This is a genomic window from Agilicoccus flavus, from assembly GCF_014857905.1.
GTDB classification, from domain to species: domain Bacteria; phylum Actinomycetota; class Actinomycetes; order Actinomycetales; family Dermatophilaceae; genus Agilicoccus; species Agilicoccus flavus.
The window spans coordinates 1-17,516 of sequence record NZ_JACYXE010000009.1 but is presented as its reverse complement, the minus strand read 5'-3'; the positions used below and the strand labels follow the sequence as shown (position 1 = coordinate 17,516).

The following is a 17,516-nucleotide window of genomic DNA, read 5'->3' as shown; positions in this document are numbered from 1 at the left end:
TCGTCTCACGGCCTCGCGGGGGCGTCGGTGCGACCTCGCCCCCGGCGGACCCGTCCTCGGCGACTGCGTCAGGCGTCGCTGGACGCCTCGAGCCGGGAGGCGACGGCGCCGTTGGCGTGGCCGGTGTCGGCGGCGTGGCGCCGGTCGGCGGCGGTGCGGGTGAGGGGCCGATCGGCGAGCGCGTCGGTCCGCCGGTGGGTCCGTTCGGGGGCCGGGGTGGGGGCCGGGCCGTCGAAGCGCCGCGTGATGGCCTCGGCGATGTCGAGGAACGCCTCCCGCGTCTTCGGCTTGAGCAGGTCCCACTCGATCGTGCCGCCGTCGGCCATGTGCGGGTCGGCCGGGACGACGATGAGGTCGGCGGCCTTGCCGAGGTGCTCGAGGACCGCGTTCTTGTCGACGGAGCTCGACACGACGTCCTTCGCGGTGAGGACGACGATGCTCGTCCGGGCCAGGTGCTCGAAGCCGTTGTCGGCGAGCCAGTCGAGGGTCTCGGCGGCCCGGCGGGCGCCGGTCACCGACCAGGCGGCCGGGATGACGGCCGTCGTCGTGTACTTGAGGATGCCGCCCATGAGCGGGTGCGTCACGCCCGTGCCGCAGTCGACCTGCACGTACGAGTAGAAGCGGCGGACGACACCGAGCACCCGCTCGAAGTCGGTCGAGCTGAGCGAGTCGCCGAGCACGGGGTTCGGCTCGCCCGGCAGCACGGTGAGGCGCCCGGCCGTCGTCGTGTACCGCGACAGGTCCTCCAGGCTCGAGATGCGGTCCACGTCGCGGGCCAGCGCGCTGATCCCGGACAACTGGCGCCCGACGAGCCGCTCGGAGAGGTCGCCGGCGTCCGGGTTGGCGTCCACCGCGAACACGGGGTCAGGGCGCAGGTCGGCGAGCGCGATCGAGGTCGCGGCGGTCGTCGACGTCTTGCTCACGCCGCCCTTGAGGCAGAAGAAGGCCGTCACGTGCTTGCCCTTGAGCTGAGCCGCGATCTGCTGCTCGCGATCGCGACGCCGCTGCTCCCGTTCCGAGAGTCCGGGGTTCCAGCGCCCCAGCGACGCGTTGTAGGCGAGGGACCGCCAGCCGGTCCGGGGGCGGGGGCGGCGGGAGCGGAGCATGGGACCCTCGGCGGGGATGACGCGGGTGGACGACGGGGAGGACGCCGGCTCGTTCATCGGATTCGACTCTCGTATCAGAGGATTCGGACGGGCCGTCGCGCCGGGGCGGGCGCGGGGCCGCCGAGGGGGCGGGTGGCGTTCACCCTGCCGCCGCACCCGCTGCACGTCAACTCAACCCCGCCTGCGCGCGGGCTGGACGCGGCGTCCCCGCGTGGTCCGTCCGCGGCTCGGACACCGCCGAGCCTTCCGGCCGAGGGCGATGACGTGCGGAATCACCGGTCGTCCACCCTCCCCGTGCCCACGCCGCTTGTTAGCCTGAGCGCGTTCTGGGCGGCAGGGGGCCGCCCGTTTCGACCTCGAGCCGAGACGAGCCAGCCATGACCACAGCACGCCCTTCCGTTTCCGCGCGCCCGCAGACAGGCCGTGCCCGACGCGCCCGTTCCGGCGTCGCGTTCGTCGCCGCGGCCGGTGCCGCGGCGCTCGTCGCGTCGACCGGATACGGCGCGCACGCGGCGGCCGCCACACCCGTCACGACCGCCTCGCCGGTCGCGGCCGCCTCGCCGGAAGCGTCGTCGCCGGCGACGCCCCGCACCCCGGGCACTCCGGCTGCCCGTCGCAGCGGCACGAAGCCCCTGCCGCTCGGGACGGACACGCTCCCCGAGACGCGCCGCGCCCGCACCCTGGCCCCCGGGGTCACGCAGACGACGATCGTCCGCGGCGTGCCCCGCGCCCGCGCCTCGCAGATCGCGACGACCGCCTACGGCCCGTGGCGCGTCAACGTCGTCACCGTCAACCCGAAGACCGCGAAGGGGCGGCTCCAGACGACGTTCGGGGGCGACATCGCGCGCACCGAGCCCGTGAGCACCGTCGCCGGGTGGGCCAAGGCGCTCTTCGCGACGAACGGGGGCTTCTTCGCCCTCGGCCGGTCCCGGCTCTACCCGGGGGACCCCGTCGGTCTCGCGATCCACGCCGGGATGGTCGTCAGCGAGCCCACGGGGGCGGGCGCCGAGCAGAACGTCCTCATCGACTCCGACACCATGCGTCTGCGGATGGGCCGCTTCGCGTGGGAGGCGACCGTGCGCCACCGCGAGAGCGGACGTGAGGCCCGGATCGACGCGGTCAACACGGCGCTCGCCACCCCGGCCGGCTGCGAGGGCCTGCCCGACCCGACCGAGTGCGCCGCCCCGGGGCGGCTCGTCCGCATCACGCCGTCGTTCACCAGGCGCACGCCGGCGGGGCCGGGGGTCGAGGTCGTCCTCGACCGCGCGGGCTGCATCGTCCGCAAGGCCGTCGTGCGGGGCACCCGCATCACGGGCTCGCAGACGACCCTCCAGGCGACCGGCACCGACGCCGCCGAGCTCGCCGAGCTGGCCACCTCCGGGTGCCTGAAGATCGACGAGACGGTGCGCGACGGCGACGGCGACGAGCTGAACATCGGCCCGAGCACCTACGGGCTCACCGGCCGCTACCGGCTCGTCGACGACGGCGAGATCGTCGCCCCCACCGGCCGCAACAGCATCTCGGGCCGCAACCCGCGCACGTTCCTGGGCCGGACCAACGACGGCCGCGTCTCGGTCGTGACGATCGACGGGCGCTCGGTCACCAGCGTCGGCACCTCCCTGACCGAGACGGCCCGGGTCGCGAAGGCACTCGGGTTCGCCGACGCCGTCAACCTCGACGGCGGGGGCTCGACCACGCTCGTCGTCGAAGGCCGCGTCGCGAACGTGCCCAGTACGAACGGGCGGCAGCGCCCGATCAGCGACGCGCTCGTCTTCGTGCCGCGCCGCTGACCGACCTCTGACGCGGCGGCGCCCGGGCCGGCGTCCCGGGGCGGACCCGCGGGAGCCGATACGATTTGCCGGTGAGTCAGCAGCCCCTCCCGTCGTCCTCCCCTGCCCGTAGCCACCGGTCGGCAGGTCGGCCGGTGGGCTCCTCCCGGGCCCGCCGCGACGCGCTGCCCGACCCCCGGCCCGAGCCCGAGCGGACGACACCGTCCGACGGGTCTGCGCAGGCCGCGGGCCCGACCGAGCCCGGCTCCGGGTCCGGAGCGGGGCGCGACGGGCGTCGCGATGCGGACCGCCGCCAACCGGCTGCCGGCGACGGACTCCCGGCCGGCGGTTCCCGGGAGGCGCAGATCACGTCGGCGGCGCGCACGTGGCAGCGCCGGCTCGCCGACCTGGGCGGACGCAACACGCTCCTGTGGTACCAGGACCTTCCGTCGGGGGTCCTCGACCTCACCAACGCCCACCCCGGCGGGGTGTCGATGCTCATGGCGGGCCGCGGGACGCGCCTGTCCGACCTCGTGCGCGAGCCGAGCGCCTTCCGGGAGGCGCGCCGCCGGGCCCACGTCGTGCGCGACAAGATCCGCGAGCTCGACGAGGAGCGCGGACTGGTCGCCGGTTTCATGGCGATCGGCATGGCGACGTGGGACGTGCCGGGCGCCCGCCGCGCTCCGCAGGCGCCGGTGCTGCTGCGCTCCTGCGTGCTGCGGCCCACCGATCCCGCCCACCGCGACTACGACATCGACCTCGACGACCGACTCGAGCTCAACCCGGTGCTCGTGCACTACCTCGCCTCCGAGCAGGGGATCGGCCTCGACCCCGGCGCGATCACCGAGATCGCCTACATCGCGAAGCGGTTCGACCCGATGCCGGCGTTCCGCGAGCTGACCCGGCTGTGCCGGTCGGTGCCCGGGTTCCGCATCGCCGACCGCCGCATCATCGGCACGTTCTCGTACGCGAAGCTGCCGATGGTCGCCGACCTCGCCGCCGTCGGGAACGCGCTCTACCGCAACGACGTCGTCGCGGCCCTGGCCGATCCGACGCCGGCCCGCCCCGGCACCGCGTCGACGGCGCAGCCCGCCCGCATCGGTTCCGACCCCGGCGACGGCCTCGCCTCGTTCGACCTCGACGCCGACCAGCAGGCCGTGCTCGACGCCGTCCGCTCCGGCTCCGACGCCGTCGTCACGGGCGCGCCCGGCACGGGCCGCACGCAGACCGTCGCGGCCCTCGCCGCGGCCCTGGCCGCCGACGGCAAGCGCGTCCTCGTGCTCGCCCAGAAGCGGGCCGCGCTCACCGACCTGCACGCCCGCCTGGGGCGCGCCGGGCTCGGCGACCTCGTGCTCGACCTGCACGACGGCCCGCTCGACCGCGGCCGCGTCGCCCGCCTCGTCCGGGCGAGCATCGACGGACCGCGGCGGGCCGCCGAGCCCGACGTGCACGACGTCGAGGCCTCCCTGCACGCCTACCGCGACCGGCTCGAGCGGCATCGCGGCGCGATGCACGAGTCCCGCGCCCCGTGGGGCGTCACCGTCGCCGACGCGCACGACGCCCTGTCCCGCCTGTCGCGGGGGCGCCGCGCGCCCACGTCCCGGGTGCGGCTGACGGGCGACATCCTCGCCCGGCTCGACGCGCAGGGCCGCGGCCACGCCGCCGCCCTGCTCACCGAGGCCGCCGGGCACGGCGCCTGGACCGAGGAGCGGGGCAAGGACCCGTGGGCCCGCGCCCGCGTCACGACCGAGGCCGACCGGCGGCGCAGCGCCGACCTCGTCGCCGACCTGTCGGGGGCGCGCTTCGAGCGGGACCGCGACCGGCTCGACGCCCTGCTCCGCTCGGCGGGGATGCCGCCCGCGCCCACCCCGGCGCGCTGGGGCGAGGTGCTCGACCTCGTCGGCGGTGTGCGCGAGACCCTCGACACGTTCGACGCCGACGTCTACGGCCCCCGCCTCACCGACTACGTGGGCGCCACGGCGTCGCGCGCGGTCCGCGCCGAGCGCGGTGTGCGCATGTGGTGGTGGACGCGCTGGAGCCTGCGTCGCGAGGCCCGCACCCACCTGCTCGAGGGCGCCCGCCCCGACGGCCTCCACGCGGCGCTCCTCGCCGCCTCCGAGCAACGCGCCGAGTGGGCGCGCCTGTCCGGCGGCGCGTCGACGCCCCGCGTGCCCGCCGGGACCGACGAGGCGCGGCGCACCTACGACTCCCTCGACGCGGACCTCGCCTGGCTGGACGAGCGGCTCGCGACGACGAGCGGCGGGGGAGACCTGCGCCGCGCCGCGGTCGACGCCGTCGCGGCCCGCCTGCAGGCCCTGACGAGCCGACGGGATCGGCTCGACGTCCTCCCGGCGGTCACGCCGATCCTCGACGAGCTCGACCGCCTCGGCCTCACGCCCCTCGTCGACGACCTCACCGCCCGCCGCCTGCCCGCCGAGAACGTGCGGGCCGAGACGGAGTTCGTCTGGTGGTGCTCGGTGCTCGAGGCCGTCGCGGCCGCCGACCCCCGCATCGGGGAGCACGACGGCGCCGAGCTGCGGACCGTGCTCGAGGAGTACGTGCGGCTCGACCGCGACTTCGTCCGCGCCGGCGCCGACCGGGTGCTCGCCCGGGTCGCCGACCGGCTCGACGACGTGGTCGACCGCCGTGGCGACGCCGTCTCCCTGCTGCGCTCGGAGGCCGCGCGCACCGGACGCCACCTGCCGATGCTCGACCTCGTCGAGAAGACCTCCGAGGTGCTCACCGCCGCGCGGCCCGTGTGGACGATGAGCCCGCTCGTCGTCGCCTCGGTCGTCCCGCCGGGCGCCCACTTCGACGTCGTCGTCCTCGACGAGGCCTCCGGGGTGGAGCCGGCGCAGTTCGTCTCCGCCGCGGCCCGAGCGGCGCAGGTCGTCCTCGTCGGCGACGACCGGGCGCTCCCGCCGAGCCCGTTCCTCACGGCCGCCGCCGACGCCGAGCAGGCCGAGCTCGACGACGGCGTGACCGGCCCGGCCACTGCGTCGGTGCTCGACGCGCTCGCCGGCCGCCTGCCGCGGTTCACCCTGCGGACGCAGTACCGCGACCGCGACGAGCGGATCGGCGGCTTCGTCGCCGCCCACCTGCACGGCGGTGCCGTAGAGTCGTTCCCGGCCGCCGGGCGCACCTCGCCGGTCACCCTCGAGACCGTCCGCGTGGGCGACGGCGACGGCACCGACCTCGAGGCGGCCGAGGCCGCCCGGGTCGTCGAGCTCGTGCTCGAGCACGCCCGCACCCGGCCGACGCAGAGCCTCGGCGTCGTCACCCTCGACGCCGGTCACGCGGCCCGGATCGTCGCCGCCCTGCGCACCGCGCTCGACGCCGAGCGCAGCCCGAGCGTCTTCGCCTTCTTCGACGACGACGGGGACGAGCCGTTCTTCGTCAAGCCGCTCGACCGGGTCCGGGGCGACTCCCGCGCCGCGATCGTCCTCGCGGTGGGCGTGGCCCCGGACGGGGAGGGGCGCGTCGTGCACCGCCTCGGCCCGCTGCACCTCGACGGGGGCGCCCGGCGGCTCGGGGTGGGGATCTCCGCCGCGCGAGAGCGCCTCACGGTCTGCTCGGCGCTGACCCCGTCCGACCTCGCCGACCGGCACCTGTCGGCCGTCGGCGTCCGCCTGCTGCACGACCTCCTCGAGTACGCGGCCCACCGCGGCGACCCGGCCGTCCTGCGCCGCCAGGTCGCGGCCCCCACCCGCCCGGCGGTCGGCGGGCCCGGCCCGGCCGTCGACGCGTCGGCCGCCGAGACGCCGGGCCAGGCGCCGGAGGACGAGCGCCACGAGCTGCTCACCGAGCTGGCCGTCCGGCTGCGGCAGGAGGGGCTCGTCGTCCACGAGGGCTACGGCCTGTCGGGGCGTCGGATCGACCTCGCCGTCGAGGACCCGTACACCCCGGGGCGGGTCGTCGTCGCCGTCGAGTCCGACGGCCGTCGCTACGCCGCCATCGGCCGGGCCCGCGACCGCGACCGCCTGCGCGCGGAGCAGCTCGCCCGGCTCGGGTGGCAGCACGTGCGGGTGTGGGGTCTCGACGTGTTCGCCGACCCGGCGCGCGACGTGGCCCGCATCCTCGACGCCGTGCGCTCGGCCGAGCGCGACCGCCGGCCCTGATGAGCGAGCCGACCCCGCCGCCGGTGCGCCGGATCGGGCGGCGGCGCGTCGTCACCGGCCCGCCGCCGGGGCAGGACGGGACGCACACCCGGCCGGCCGGCGCCGATCAGACCAGGGACGACACCGACGAGGACTGGTCGGAGGCCGCCGGCGCCGGCGGCCAGGGCTCCCCTGAGTCCCACGACGACTGGCTGCGCCGCCAGCGGCCCCCGCACTGGGGCTGACCGCGCGTCCGCGCGGGGCCGAAGAACCGATCGGGCCGGGTCGACCGCTCCGCCGACGGGGTCGGCGGGACACATGCGCTGGTCAGCGCGTCGCGACCCGCGGCGGCTGCCGATCGACCCGGCCCGAATGGTTCCCGAGGTGGCGCGACCGCCGGTCCGCGGCTCGCGAGTACCGCCCGAGAGGTCGTCGGCGGTCACGGCGAGCGGGTCCGGAGCGTCGGGCCGGTCGCCGGCCGTCCGTCCAGGGTTCGGCCGCGCACCCTGGCCACGTCGTCCGTCCCGCCGGAGAAGTTGTTCGCCCCCGGACACGCGAAGGCCCGTTCCGATCGGGTCGGAACGGGCCTGTTCGCGCCGGGGGGGCGCGAGCGTCGGAGCGGAGGCTCAGGCGCGGCGGTTGCGCAGCTCGTCGCGGATCTCCTGCAGGAGGACGATCTCCTCGGACGGGGCCACCGGCTCCGGCTCGATGCCGGCCTTGCGGCGCTCGGCGAGCTTGTTCATCGGCATGACGAAGATGAAGTACACGACGGCGGCCGTGATGATGAAGACGATGAGCGCGTTGATGATCGTCGAGAAGTCGAGGAACGTGGACTGGGCCATCTGCGGGGTGTCGTTGCGCAGCGAGAACCCGAGGCCGCTCGACTGCGGGTTGCCGGCGGCGTTGACGACGGGGGTCACGAGCGCGGAGACCATCGTGTCGACGACCTTCTGGAACGCACTACCGATGACGACGGCGACGGCCAGTTCGATGACGTTGCCGCGGAGGACGAAGTCCTTGAATCCCTTGAGCATGCTGCTCCTTCTTCGGGGGTGGACGAATGGGAGTCGCGGAGCGGGGTCACTCCGAAACCTGAAAAATGATAGGGCCTCCAGCCCTTGACAGGTGTCCACCGTTGAGCAAAGTCGCGCCCCCACAGCTCAGCGGCCGGGCCGCAGCGCGATGTGGACGCCGTCGCCGCCCCCGCGGGCCGCGGCGGGCACCAGAGCGCGCAGCCCGTCCGGTGGAGCCGCGACGACGAGACCGCGGGCCGGGCCGCCCCCGGAGGCGAGCGGCCCACCGGCGGCCGACGGCGCGTCGACGTCGAGGACGAGCAGGTCGGTGCCGACGACGACGCCCGTGTCGAGCGAGACGACGTCGATGCGGTCGCCGGCGCGCACGAGGTCGAGGCTGCCCGGGTCGCCGACCGGGAGATGCACCGCGCGGGCGCCACGCCCGAGCGAGGCGTAGGCGCTCGCGGGATGCACCCGGCGGCGCGTGAGCATCTCGCCGGCGCCGACGGCGCCGGTCACCGCGCGCCCCACGAGTTCGCCCGGCTCGGAGACGCCCTGGGCCGGGGCGGCGCCGGGGTCGACCCGCACGGTCACGAGGTCGCCGGCGGCGAGGACGTGGCCGGGGGCCAGGTCGGTGCGGGCGGCGAGCACCTCGACCCGGTCGCCGGTGCCGACCGCCGCCCCGACCCCGAACCAGGCGGCGACCCCGACCGCCACCGCGGCGAGCGCCTTGCGCAGCCGACTCCGCAGGTACAGGCCACGCCGGCCGCTCGGCGCACGACGCGAGGCGGTGGCGCCCGGTGAGGGGTGGAACGGGTCGGGCGGGCCGGCGGAGAGCATGGCCCGACGCTAGGTCCGGGGCCGCCGGACGCCACCCGAGCGACGGACCGCGCGGGGACGAGCCCCCGACCGGCGGCCCGCCGCGACGTCCTGTGGGCGTCGTGCCCGGGACGTCAGGAGGCGGTGGCGGCGGACGAGGTCGAGGCCGACGAGGTGGACGACGAACCGGAGTCCCCGCCCTTCGACGTCGTCGACGAGCTCTTCGATTCCGACCCCGAGCCGGTGGACCCGGACCCGTTCGAGCCCGAGCTCTTCGAGCCGTCGGTGCCGGAGGCGCCGGCGCGGGAGTCGGTCCGGTAGAACCCGGACCCCTTGAACACGACGCCGACGGCGTTGAACACCTTGCGCAGGCGTCCCTCGCACTCGGGGCAGGTCGTCAACGCGTCGTCCGAGAAGGACTGGACGACGTCGAAGGTGTGCGGGCACTGCGTGCAGGCGTAGGCGTAGGTGGGCATCGGTTCTCTCTCGCGGGTCGCAGGGGGTCGCGGGGCGCGGGCCCCGCCGCCGTGCGCGTCGGTCGGTTCGCGTCGGTGACGCTCGGAAGTGTAAACACGCGGGGCGGCGGTTCCATGCCGCCACCGCACCCACGACCGGGCGCGTCAGGCGGGCCCGGGCGGAGGGCGTCGCGCGGAGACGTCGCGGCTGCGCCCGGCCGACCACCCCGAGAGGCGCCCCGACTCGTCGACGGCGTGCAGCCGCTGCTCGGCCGCGGCGCGGGAGGCGCGGGGGACGACGAGCAGGAGCTGGTCGCCGCGGCGCAGCACCGTGTGGGGCGAGGGCACGAACGCCTCCTCGTCGCGCACGACGAGCGAGACGTCGGAGCCCGGGGGCAGGCGCAGCTCGAACACCTCGACGCCGTGCAGCCGGGAGTCGGCGCCGACCTTGACCTCGAGAAGCTCGACGCCGACCTCGTCCAGGGGCGTGGCCTCGATGTCGAGGTTGACGGCCTGCTCGGGGTCGGACAGGCGCAGCAGCCGGGCGACGAGGGGCAGGGTCGGGGCCTGCACGAGCGTGAACACGACGACGAGCACGAAGACGAGGTTGAAGATCCACTCGACGCCACGGACCCCGGTGATGACGGGAACCGTCGCGAGCACGATGGGGACGGCCCCCCGCAGGCCCGCCCACGACAGGAACGCCTGCTCCCGCCACGGCACCCGGAACGGGGTCATCGTGACGATGACGGAGGCCGGTCGGGCGATGAGGAGGAGCCCGAGCCCGAGCAGGACGGCGGGCACGAGCTGGGGCAGCAGCTCCGACGGCGTCGCGAGGAGCCCGAGCATGACGAAGAGCCCGATCTGCGCGAACCAGCCGAGGGCCTGCGCGAACCCGCGCGTCGTCGTGCGGTGGGGGAGGGCGGCGTTGCCGATGACGAGGCCCGCGAGGTAGACGGCGATGAACCCGCTCGAGTGCGCGAGCGCGGCGACGGCGTAGGCGAGGACGAGCCAGGCGATGACCCCGATGGGGAACAGACCGGACGCCGTCGAGCCGAGGTTGCGCATGAGGCGGACGGCCACGTAGCCGACCCCGAGCCCGACGAGCGTGCCACCGACGAGCTCGGCCGCCACGAGCGCGACGACCTCGGGGATCGGTTCGGCCTGCACCCCGGGGGCGAGCGACGTCGACAGCGCGACGACGACGAGGACCACGGGAGCGTCGTTGAACCCCGACTCGGCCTCGAGGATGCCGGCGAGGCGCGGACTCGGTCGGACGTCACGCAGCACCGAGAAGACGGCCGCCGCGTCGGTCGAGGACAAGATGGCGGCGACGAGCATCGCCGTCTGCCAGTCGAGCCCGAGCAGGACGTGCGCGATCGCGCCGAGGACGACGATCGACACGGCCACGCCGACGGTCGCGAGCATGGCGGCGGGCGCCACCGCGGACTTGATGGCCGACCACGAGGTCGTCAGCCCACCCTCCGCGAGGATGAGGATGAGCGCGACGTAGCCGAGCACGCGGGAGAGGTTCATCGACTCGAACTGGATGCCGAGACCGGCCTCGCCGAGGAGCACGCCGATGAGCAGGTAGAGCAGGAGCGACGGGAGGCCGGTGCGGGCGGAGAGGCGCACGGCCGCGACCGCGACGATGACGACGGCCGCCCCGACCGCCAGGACGACGTCGAGGTCGTGGATGGTGAAACCCGCGGCTACGTCACCCACTCCGCCCTCCCTCTCACCCGTCGTGCGACCCGGTGCCGGTCACCCACCTGCCCCATTGTCCGTGCTGGTCGCCCCCGATGCGTCGCCTGTCCATCCGGCGAACCCGCCGTGCGGCGTGAGCCGGGCGTCGACCCGCCGGTCGTGCGCCTCGACGGGCACGGCCTCGAGCACCTCGTCGTCGTGGACGATCGCGACGAGGAGTGCGCCGGCGGACACCCGGGCGAGCGCGCGGTCGTAGCTGCCGCCGCCCTGGCCGAGGCGCCGCCCGGTCCGGTCCACCGCGAGCGCCGGGACGAAGACGAGTCCGGCCGCGCCGATCGCCTCCCGGCCGAGGTCCTCGCCGAGGACGAACCGGGCAGCGTCCGCCGACGCGGGTGCGGCGTCCGGTTCGGCGGGGTCGACCGGTTCGACCCGGTGCAGGTCGTGCCAGGTCAGGTCGCGGTCGGCGAGCATCCGGGGCAGCAGGACCCGGCGGCCCGAGTCGGTCAGGGCCCGGCCGAGTTCCTGGGTGGGGGGCTCGGTCGGCAGCGCGTCGAAGAGCCCGACGACGTCGGCGCCCAGCCGGTCGGCGAGCGCCAGGCCGGCCTGCGCGAGACGCCGCGCGTCGGCGGCCCGCGCCGAGGCGGCCCCGGGGGCGGCGTAGTGGTGCGCGCGCCCCGCCCGCAGCCGCCGCCGCACCTGACGCTTCGCGCCCGCGGTCTGCTCGTCCTCCGCCCCCTCGTCCGTCGTCGGCCCCGCCGACGCCCGGCCCGCCGGGGCAGGCCTCTCCTGCGCATGCTCGCGATCCGCCATGGACCCATCGTGCCGCGGCTGCGCCCGAGGCGAGGGCCGCCGGGCGCGCAGGGGCCCGCGCTATCGTGCCGACATGGCGGAGAGCAGCGGACCCGACGCGACCGGCCCCCGGGGAGCCATGATCTCCGTCGCCGAACACCTCGAGTCGATCCTGGGGGCGGTGCGGCGCCTCGACGTCGTCGAGCTCGATCTCCCCGACGCCGCGGGGGCGGTGCTCGCCCGCGACGCGATCTCCCGCCTCGACCTGCCGGGCTTCGACAACTCCGCGATGGACGGCTACGCGGTGCGCGCGGCCGACGTCGCCCGCGCGAGCGCCGCCTCGCCGGTCACGTTGCCCGTCGACGGGGACGTCCCCGCCGGCTGCGCGGACCCGACGCCCGTCGCCTCCGGACGGTGCGTCCGCGTCATGACCGGGGCGCCGATGCCCGCGGGCGCGGACGCGGTGGTCCCCGTCGAGAACTCCGACGGCGGCGCGCGCGAGGTGCGCATCACGGCCCCCGCCGGCGCCCACGTGCGGCGCCGCGGCACCGACCTGCGCGCCGGCGACACCGTCCTGACCGCCGGCACCCGGCTCGGCGCCCGCCAGATCGCGGTGCTCGCGGCCTCGGGGCACGGGCGGGTGCCCGCCGTCAGGGTCCCGCACGTCGTCGTCGTCAGCACGGGCGACGAGCTCGTGCCGCCGGGCGTCGAGCCGGGGCCCGGGCAGCTCGTCGACTCCAACTCGCTCATGCTCGTCACCGCCGCCCGCGAGGCCGGCTTCACCGCCGAGCTGGTCCGCGGCGTCGTCGACACGGAGGACGCCGTGCTCGCGGCCCTGGACGACGCCGCCGGCCACGCCGACGCGATCGTCACGACGGGCGGGGTGAGCATGGGCGTCTACGACGCGGTCAAGGCGGCGCTGAGCCGGCTCGGCACGGTGGAGTTCACGAAGGTCGCGATGCAGCCCGGCAAGCCGCAGGGGTTCGGGACCATCGGCGCGGGCGCCACGCCCGTCTTCACGCTGCCGGGCAACCCCGTGAGCGCGATGGTCTCCTTCGAGGTGTTCGTCGCACCCGCCCTGCGGGTCATGGCCGGGCGCCGCGCGCACGAGACACGCCTGGTGCGCGCCGTCGCCGACGACTCCTTCACCTCGCCCGAGGGCAAGACCCAGTTCGCGCGCGGCGTGCTGCGCCGGACCACCACGCACCACACGGTGGCGGCGGCGGGCGGGCAGGGTTCCCACATGCTCGGCTCGCTCGCGGCCGCCAACGCGCTCATGGTCGTGCCGCCGGAGACGACCCGCGTCGTGCCGGGGCAGGACGTCCTGTGCCTGCCCATCGGGCCGATCCGCTACGAGGACGACGAGGAGCGGTCCGGGTTCGCCGGACCCGAGCTGGTCGGAGGGCCGCGATGAGCGATCTCACCCACGTCCGCGCCGACGGGACGGCCCACATGGTCGACGTCAGCGCCAAGCCGGTCACCGCCCGCCGCGCGAGCGCCGCGGGACGGGTCCTGCTCTCCCCGGCGGCGATCGCGGCCCTGCGTGACGGCCGGGTCCCCAAGGGGGACGCCCTCGCGGTGGCCCGCATCGCCGGGCTCCAGGCCGCGAAGCGCACCCCCGACCTCGTGCCGCTCGCGCACCCCGTCGCGATCCACGCCGTGACCGTCGACCTCGACGTGCTCGACGACGGCGTCGACATCACCGCGCAGGTCGCGACCGCCGACCGCACCGGGATCGAGATGGAGGCGCTGACCTGCGTCGCCGTGGCGGCGCTCGCGCTCATCGACATGGTCAAGGCGGTCGACAAGCACGCCCGCATCACCGACGTCCGCGTCACGGCCAAGTCCGGTGGGCGCTCCGGGGACTGGGTCGAGTGACCGTGCCCGCCCCGCCCGCCCCGCGCGCCGCGCGGGTCATCACGTGCTCGAACCGCGCGAGCGCGGGCGTCTACCCCGACCGGGCAGGCCCGATCGTCGTCGAGCGGCTGCGCGCGGCCGGTCTCGACGTGCCCGACCCCGTCGTCGTCCCCGACGGCGAGCCGGTCGCGGACGCCCTGCGCGCCGCGATCGGGGCGGGGGTCGCCCTCGTCGTCACCACCGGCGGGACGGGCCTGACCCCGACCGACCGGACCCCCGAGGCGACGCGCCCGCTCCTCGACGCGCAGATCCCCGGCATCGCCGAGGCGATCCGGGCGGCGGGGGTGGCCAAGGGCGTGCCGACGGCCGTGCTCTCCCGCGGGCTGGCGGGGCTCGCCGGAACCACCCTCGTCGTCAACCTCCCCGGGTCGACCGGGGGCGTTCGCGACGCCCTCGACGTCCTCGAGCCCATCCTGGGCCACGCCCTGGATCAGATCCGCGGCGGAGACCACTGATGCCGCGCGGCGGCGAGCCCCGATGACGGGGCTGTGGCCCACGCAGATCACCCTGCGCGACGTGGGCGGGCCGACGATCGTCCTGCGCGGGCTGCGGCCGCGCGACCGGCAGGAGTGGGAGAGCCTGCGCGCCCGCAACCGCGGCTGGCTCTCGCCGTGGGAGGCGACGAACCCGGTGCCGCAGGGCGTGGCCCGCTTCCGCGCCCTCGTCCGGCACTACGACCGCGAGGCCGCGGCGGGGCGACTGCAACCGTTCGTCATCGAGTTCGAGGGACGCCTCGTCGGCCAGATGCACCTGTTCGGCATCGGCTGGGGCGCGGCGCGCGGCGGGGCCGCCGGGTACTGGGTGAGCGAGGACGTCGCCGGCCGCGGGATCGCCCCGCTCGCCCTCGCCGGCCTCGTCGACCACGCGTTCTACGGCCTCGGCCTGCACCGCGTCGAGGTCAACGTGCGCCCGGAGAACGTCGCGAGCCTGCGCGTCGTCGAGAAGCTCGGGTTCCGGGACGAGGGGCTGCGACGCGCCTACCTCCACATCGACGGGGCGTGGCGCGACCACCGCAGCTTCGCCCTCACCGCACTGGATCTCGACGGCGCCTCCCTGCTCGAGGCGTGGCGCTCGCGGGGCGGATCGGGGCGCGTCTGAGGCCTCGTGGGCCGACAGGCGCGCGCCGTGCCCGGCATGTGGCGGGGCCCGTCTCGGGGGGTGGTCGGGCGCTGCCCTGCCCGGTGCCCGCGCGGCGGGTCCGGCCGGTGGCCCCCGAACAGGCGGAACGCCGCCCTCCGAGGGCATCGAGTTACACGCGTGTAAGTCGATGCGCGTCCGGCCCGGAGTGTCTGTCGCCGTAGGGCCTCTCGGGCGCCTAACGTTGTCGTCGTGTCGCCCAGCAGCCTCATCTTCGTCGCCGTCATCGCCATCTGGGCGACCTATCTCGTCGTGCACGTGGCACACCGCCGGGAGTACCTGGCGACGGCCCGCTCGGTCGACCGGTTCTCGTCGCAGATGCGGGTGCTCCAGCGCCGCGCGGTGACGTACACCCCGCCGGCGACGTCGGCCCGCGTCTCCTCCTCGAGCCTGACCCGTCCGCGTCCGCTCGTCGCCTCCGGCGCGGTCTTCGCCGCCGACCACGCCGCCACCGTTGCCGCGTCGGCGTCGACGGGGGATCGCGTTGCGGTGCAGGCCGGTTCGATGCCCGCCGCCGCAGACGCGTCCGCTCGGACCGCGCCGTCCGACGCGCTCGCGCCGCCGCGCCCCAGGCCCTCGCGGGCCTCCCGCGTCGGGGGTCTGCTGCTCGTCCTCTCGCTCCTCACCGCGGCCGTCACGGGGGTGCTGGCCGCCGCGACGACCCTCGTGCCGTGGTTCGTGCCGGTCGCGGCGCTCGCCGTCGCCGGCCTCCTGCTCGTGGGGCTGCGCCGGGCCGCCGTCGCCCGCCGCCGGGCCGCGCGCCGGGTCGCGGCCGCGGAGCGCCGCCGCCGGGAGCGCGAGGCCGTCGAGGCCCGTCGCGAGGCGCTCGAGGCCCGCCCCGCCGCCCCCTCGCTGCCGGTCGCGCAGGAGTACGTCGCGCCGCGCGCCGATCCGGTCGTCGCGGCGCCCGCGGCCGAGGCGCCCGAGACGCCCGCCGCCGCGGCCGTCGTGGCCGCCAAGGTCCTCAAGACCTCCGACGTGCCGTTCGACCGCCTGTACGGCGACGCGGGCTGGGCGCCCACCCCGGTCCCGCCGCCCACGTACACGCTCAAGGCGCGGGCCGAGCGCCCGATGCCGCCCCCGCTCGACGTTCCGGTCCCGATCGAGGTCGACACCGACGAGATCGCGTGGGACGAGGAGCGCCGCCAGCCCCGCGTCGTCGCGGGCTGAGGGCCGCCCGCAGGGGCGGTCGTGGACCGGCATCGTGGCCGGTCAGGGTGCCTGCGGGCACCGATTCGGAGTCTGTGGGATCCGGTGCTAATGTTGGGTCTCGCATCCGGGGCTGTGGCGCAGTTGGTAGCGCGTCTCGTTCGCAATGAGAAGGTCAGGGGTTCGAATCCCCTCAGCTCCACCCCACGCACAAGGCTCGAACCCTTGCCACACGCACGAGGCTCGAACCCTTGCCAACGGAAACGTCGGTCGAGGTTCGGGCCTTGTTGGCGTCTGCGGCCCAGGTCAGGGCGTTGGCGTTGACCTGCGGATCGAGGAGCATCTCGAAGGGCCGGTTGTGCGCGACGCGCAGCTCGTTGTCCTCGTCGATGTAGACCTTGGTGAAGAAGGCCTGGTTGCACAGCCGCCGGTTGGTGTCGTCGCAGCGGGTGTAGATGTCGGCGCAGTTGGCGAGTAGTCCGAGGGCGTCGTCGAGGTGGGCGCGGGCGTCGGCGTAGTCGCCGAAGTGGGCGTCGATGCGGCGGGTCACCTGGTCGAGTTCGGCGACGATGCGGTCTTGTTCGCGCTTGAGCACTGAGAGAGGGATCGCGTCGGCGTAGTGCGCCTGCATGAGCCGGTCCTGCTCGCTTTCGAGCCGGTCGCGGTTGGTGGTGAGGCGTTCTAGTTCCTCGGTCTCGGCAGCCATGAGCCGATCGAACTCGTGGTGGAGCATGCCTGCGAGCGCATCCTGCTGGGCGGGCGTGATCTGGACGCGCGTGTAGTAGTCCTCGACGAGCTTCTCGACATCTTCGATGAGCATCGCCTGGCGCGTGCAGTCGGTGCGCTTGGAGTGCCGCCCAGAGCATACGAAGTAGCAGTAGACGTTGCCGTGGCGGTTCTTCGCGTTGGAGACGATGAGTCGGGAGCCGCACTGGCCGCAGTGGATGGTGCCTTTGAGGTAGTGGCCGTGGACTTGGGTTGCCTCGACGGCGCACTGGTGCGCGGTGAGCACGGACTGGACCTGGTACCAGACCTCGGCAGGAACGAGCGCCGGGTGATTGCCCTTGTAGCGGGTGCCTCGATAGATGACATCGCCCTTGTAGTACGGGTTGGGGACTGCTGCACGAACAGGTGACGGTCGGGGTGTCAGGCCGCGGTTGCGGTCTGACTGGTTGCTATGGTCTCAAACTCGATGGGGGTTACGCGTCCGAGTCGGGTCTGTCGGCGTCGACGATGGTAGGTCCGCTCAATCCAGGTGACAATCGCGATGCGCAGTTCCTCGCGGGTGTGCCACCGCTTGCGGTCAAGGACGTTCTTCTGCAGTAGCGCGAAGAAGGTCTCCATCGCCGCGTTGTCGCCGGCCGCGCCGACCCGTCCCATCGACCCGACCAGGCCATGACGGCTCAGAGCGTGGATATATTTACGGGCTCGAAATTGGGCGAGTTCAAGGGGTCGTTGCAACACCGGTCTGTGGGAGCGAGCGTAGTTGCTCTTCGAAGACCTCGGCGGGGGTTCGCCAGCCGAGGATCTTGCGGGGCCGGTTGTTCAGAGCGTGAGC

The 17,516-nt window shown here is 75.2% G+C and carries 15 protein-coding genes, 1 tRNA gene and 1 pseudogene; 9 read left to right on the top strand and 8 right to left on the bottom strand.

The window, feature by feature from the left end; all coding sequences use genetic code 11:
- Positions 1–68: 68 nt before the first annotated feature.
- Complete coding sequence (locus ICW24_RS13525; RefSeq protein WP_226346252.1) at positions 69–1,163, bottom strand: MinD/ParA family ATP-binding protein; 1,095 nt, start codon at positions 1,161–1,163, stop codon at positions 69–71.
- 320 nt (positions 1,164–1,483) lie between these two features.
- Between ICW24_RS13525 and ICW24_RS13520 the strand changes: the two genes are divergently transcribed.
- From ICW24_RS13520 to ICW24_RS13510, 3 genes are all read left to right on the top strand, one after another.
- Positions 1,484–2,896, top strand: a complete 1,413-nt coding sequence (locus ICW24_RS13520; protein WP_226346251.1) for a phosphodiester glycosidase family protein — start codon at positions 1,484–1,486, stop codon at positions 2,894–2,896.
- A gap of 71 nt (positions 2,897–2,967) precedes the next feature.
- Positions 2,968–6,993, top strand: coding sequence for a PDDEXK-like endonuclease domain-containing protein (locus ICW24_RS13515; protein WP_226346250.1), 4,026 nt, complete (start codon positions 2,968–2,970; stop codon positions 6,991–6,993).
- The gene (locus ICW24_RS13510) at positions 6,993–7,217 is read left to right on the top strand and encodes a hypothetical protein (RefSeq protein ID WP_226346249.1); all 225 of its coding nucleotides are present in this window, start codon (positions 6,993–6,995) and stop codon (positions 7,215–7,217) included. Before ICW24_RS13515 ends, ICW24_RS13510 begins: the two co-directional genes overlap by 1 nt.
- A gap of 381 nt (positions 7,218–7,598) precedes the next feature.
- Here ICW24_RS13510 and mscL read toward each other — a convergent pair whose 3' ends face one another.
- The 5 genes from mscL to ICW24_RS13485 form a co-directional block, all read right to left on the bottom strand.
- The gene (gene mscL / locus ICW24_RS13505; RefSeq protein WP_226346248.1) at positions 7,599–8,006 is read right to left on the bottom strand and encodes a large conductance mechanosensitive channel protein MscL; all 408 of its coding nucleotides are present in this window, start codon (positions 8,004–8,006) and stop codon (positions 7,599–7,601) included.
- A gap of 126 nt (positions 8,007–8,132) precedes the next feature.
- Positions 8,133–8,825, bottom strand: coding sequence for an SAF domain-containing protein (locus ICW24_RS13500; protein ID WP_226346247.1), 693 nt, complete (start codon positions 8,823–8,825; stop codon positions 8,133–8,135).
- Positions 8,826–8,938: 113 nt separating this feature from the next.
- The gene (locus ICW24_RS13495; RefSeq protein ID WP_226346246.1) at positions 8,939–9,280 is read right to left on the bottom strand and encodes an FmdB family zinc ribbon protein; all 342 of its coding nucleotides are present in this window, start codon (positions 9,278–9,280) and stop codon (positions 8,939–8,941) included.
- Positions 9,281–9,424: 144 nt separating this feature from the next.
- A complete protein-coding gene (locus ICW24_RS13490) occupies positions 9,425–10,984 on the bottom strand; it encodes a potassium/proton antiporter (RefSeq protein WP_226346245.1) in 1,560 nt (519 codons plus the stop codon).
- Positions 10,985–11,023: 39 nt separating this feature from the next.
- Positions 11,024–11,776: a 5-formyltetrahydrofolate cyclo-ligase gene (locus ICW24_RS13485; protein WP_226346244.1), complete on the bottom strand. Its 753-nt coding sequence runs from the start codon at positions 11,774–11,776 to the stop codon at positions 11,024–11,026.
- A 73-nt stretch (positions 11,777–11,849) separates the two neighbouring features.
- Here ICW24_RS13485 and glp point away from each other — a divergent pair, with 73 nt between their 5' ends.
- The 6 genes from glp to ICW24_RS13455 all read left to right on the top strand — a co-directional run bounded on the left by glp (position 11,850) and on the right by ICW24_RS13455 (position 16,160).
- Positions 11,850–13,169: a molybdotransferase-like divisome protein Glp gene (glp, locus tag ICW24_RS13480; RefSeq protein ID WP_226346243.1), complete on the top strand. Its 1,320-nt coding sequence runs from the start codon at positions 11,850–11,852 to the stop codon at positions 13,167–13,169.
- Entirely contained in the window at positions 13,166–13,633 is a 468-nt protein-coding gene (gene moaC, locus ICW24_RS13475; RefSeq protein WP_226346242.1) for a cyclic pyranopterin monophosphate synthase MoaC, read from the top strand. The genes glp and moaC overlap by 4 nt, the downstream gene beginning before the upstream one ends.
- Before the next feature lie 2 nt (positions 13,634–13,635).
- The gene (locus ICW24_RS13470) at positions 13,636–14,127 is read left to right on the top strand and encodes a MogA/MoaB family molybdenum cofactor biosynthesis protein (protein ID WP_226346241.1); all 492 of its coding nucleotides are present in this window, start codon (positions 13,636–13,638) and stop codon (positions 14,125–14,127) included.
- Between the two features lie 22 nt (positions 14,128–14,149).
- Positions 14,150–14,770 (top strand): GNAT family N-acetyltransferase, encoded by a 621-nt coding sequence (locus ICW24_RS13465; protein WP_226346240.1) that lies wholly within the window; start codon positions 14,150–14,152, stop codon positions 14,768–14,770.
- Between the two features lie 231 nt (positions 14,771–15,001).
- A complete protein-coding gene (locus ICW24_RS13460) occupies positions 15,002–15,979 on the top strand; it encodes a SepX/GlpR family protein (RefSeq protein ID WP_226346239.1) in 978 nt (325 codons plus the stop codon).
- Positions 15,980–16,087: 108 nt separating this feature from the next.
- Positions 16,088–16,160: transfer RNA gene (locus ICW24_RS13455), tRNA-Ala, on the top strand.
- Here ICW24_RS13455 and ICW24_RS13450 read toward each other — a convergent pair.
- Positions 16,152–16,970, bottom strand: a complete 819-nt coding sequence (locus ICW24_RS13450) for a recombinase zinc ribbon domain-containing protein (protein WP_226346238.1) — start codon at positions 16,968–16,970, stop codon at positions 16,152–16,154. The genes ICW24_RS13455 and ICW24_RS13450 overlap by 9 nt on opposite strands.
- A 134-nt stretch (positions 16,971–17,104) precedes the next feature.
- A pseudogene (locus ICW24_RS13445) lies at positions 17,105–17,398 on the bottom strand (integrase core domain-containing protein); the annotation flags it as partial.
- Positions 17,399–17,516: the final 118 nt, after the last annotated feature.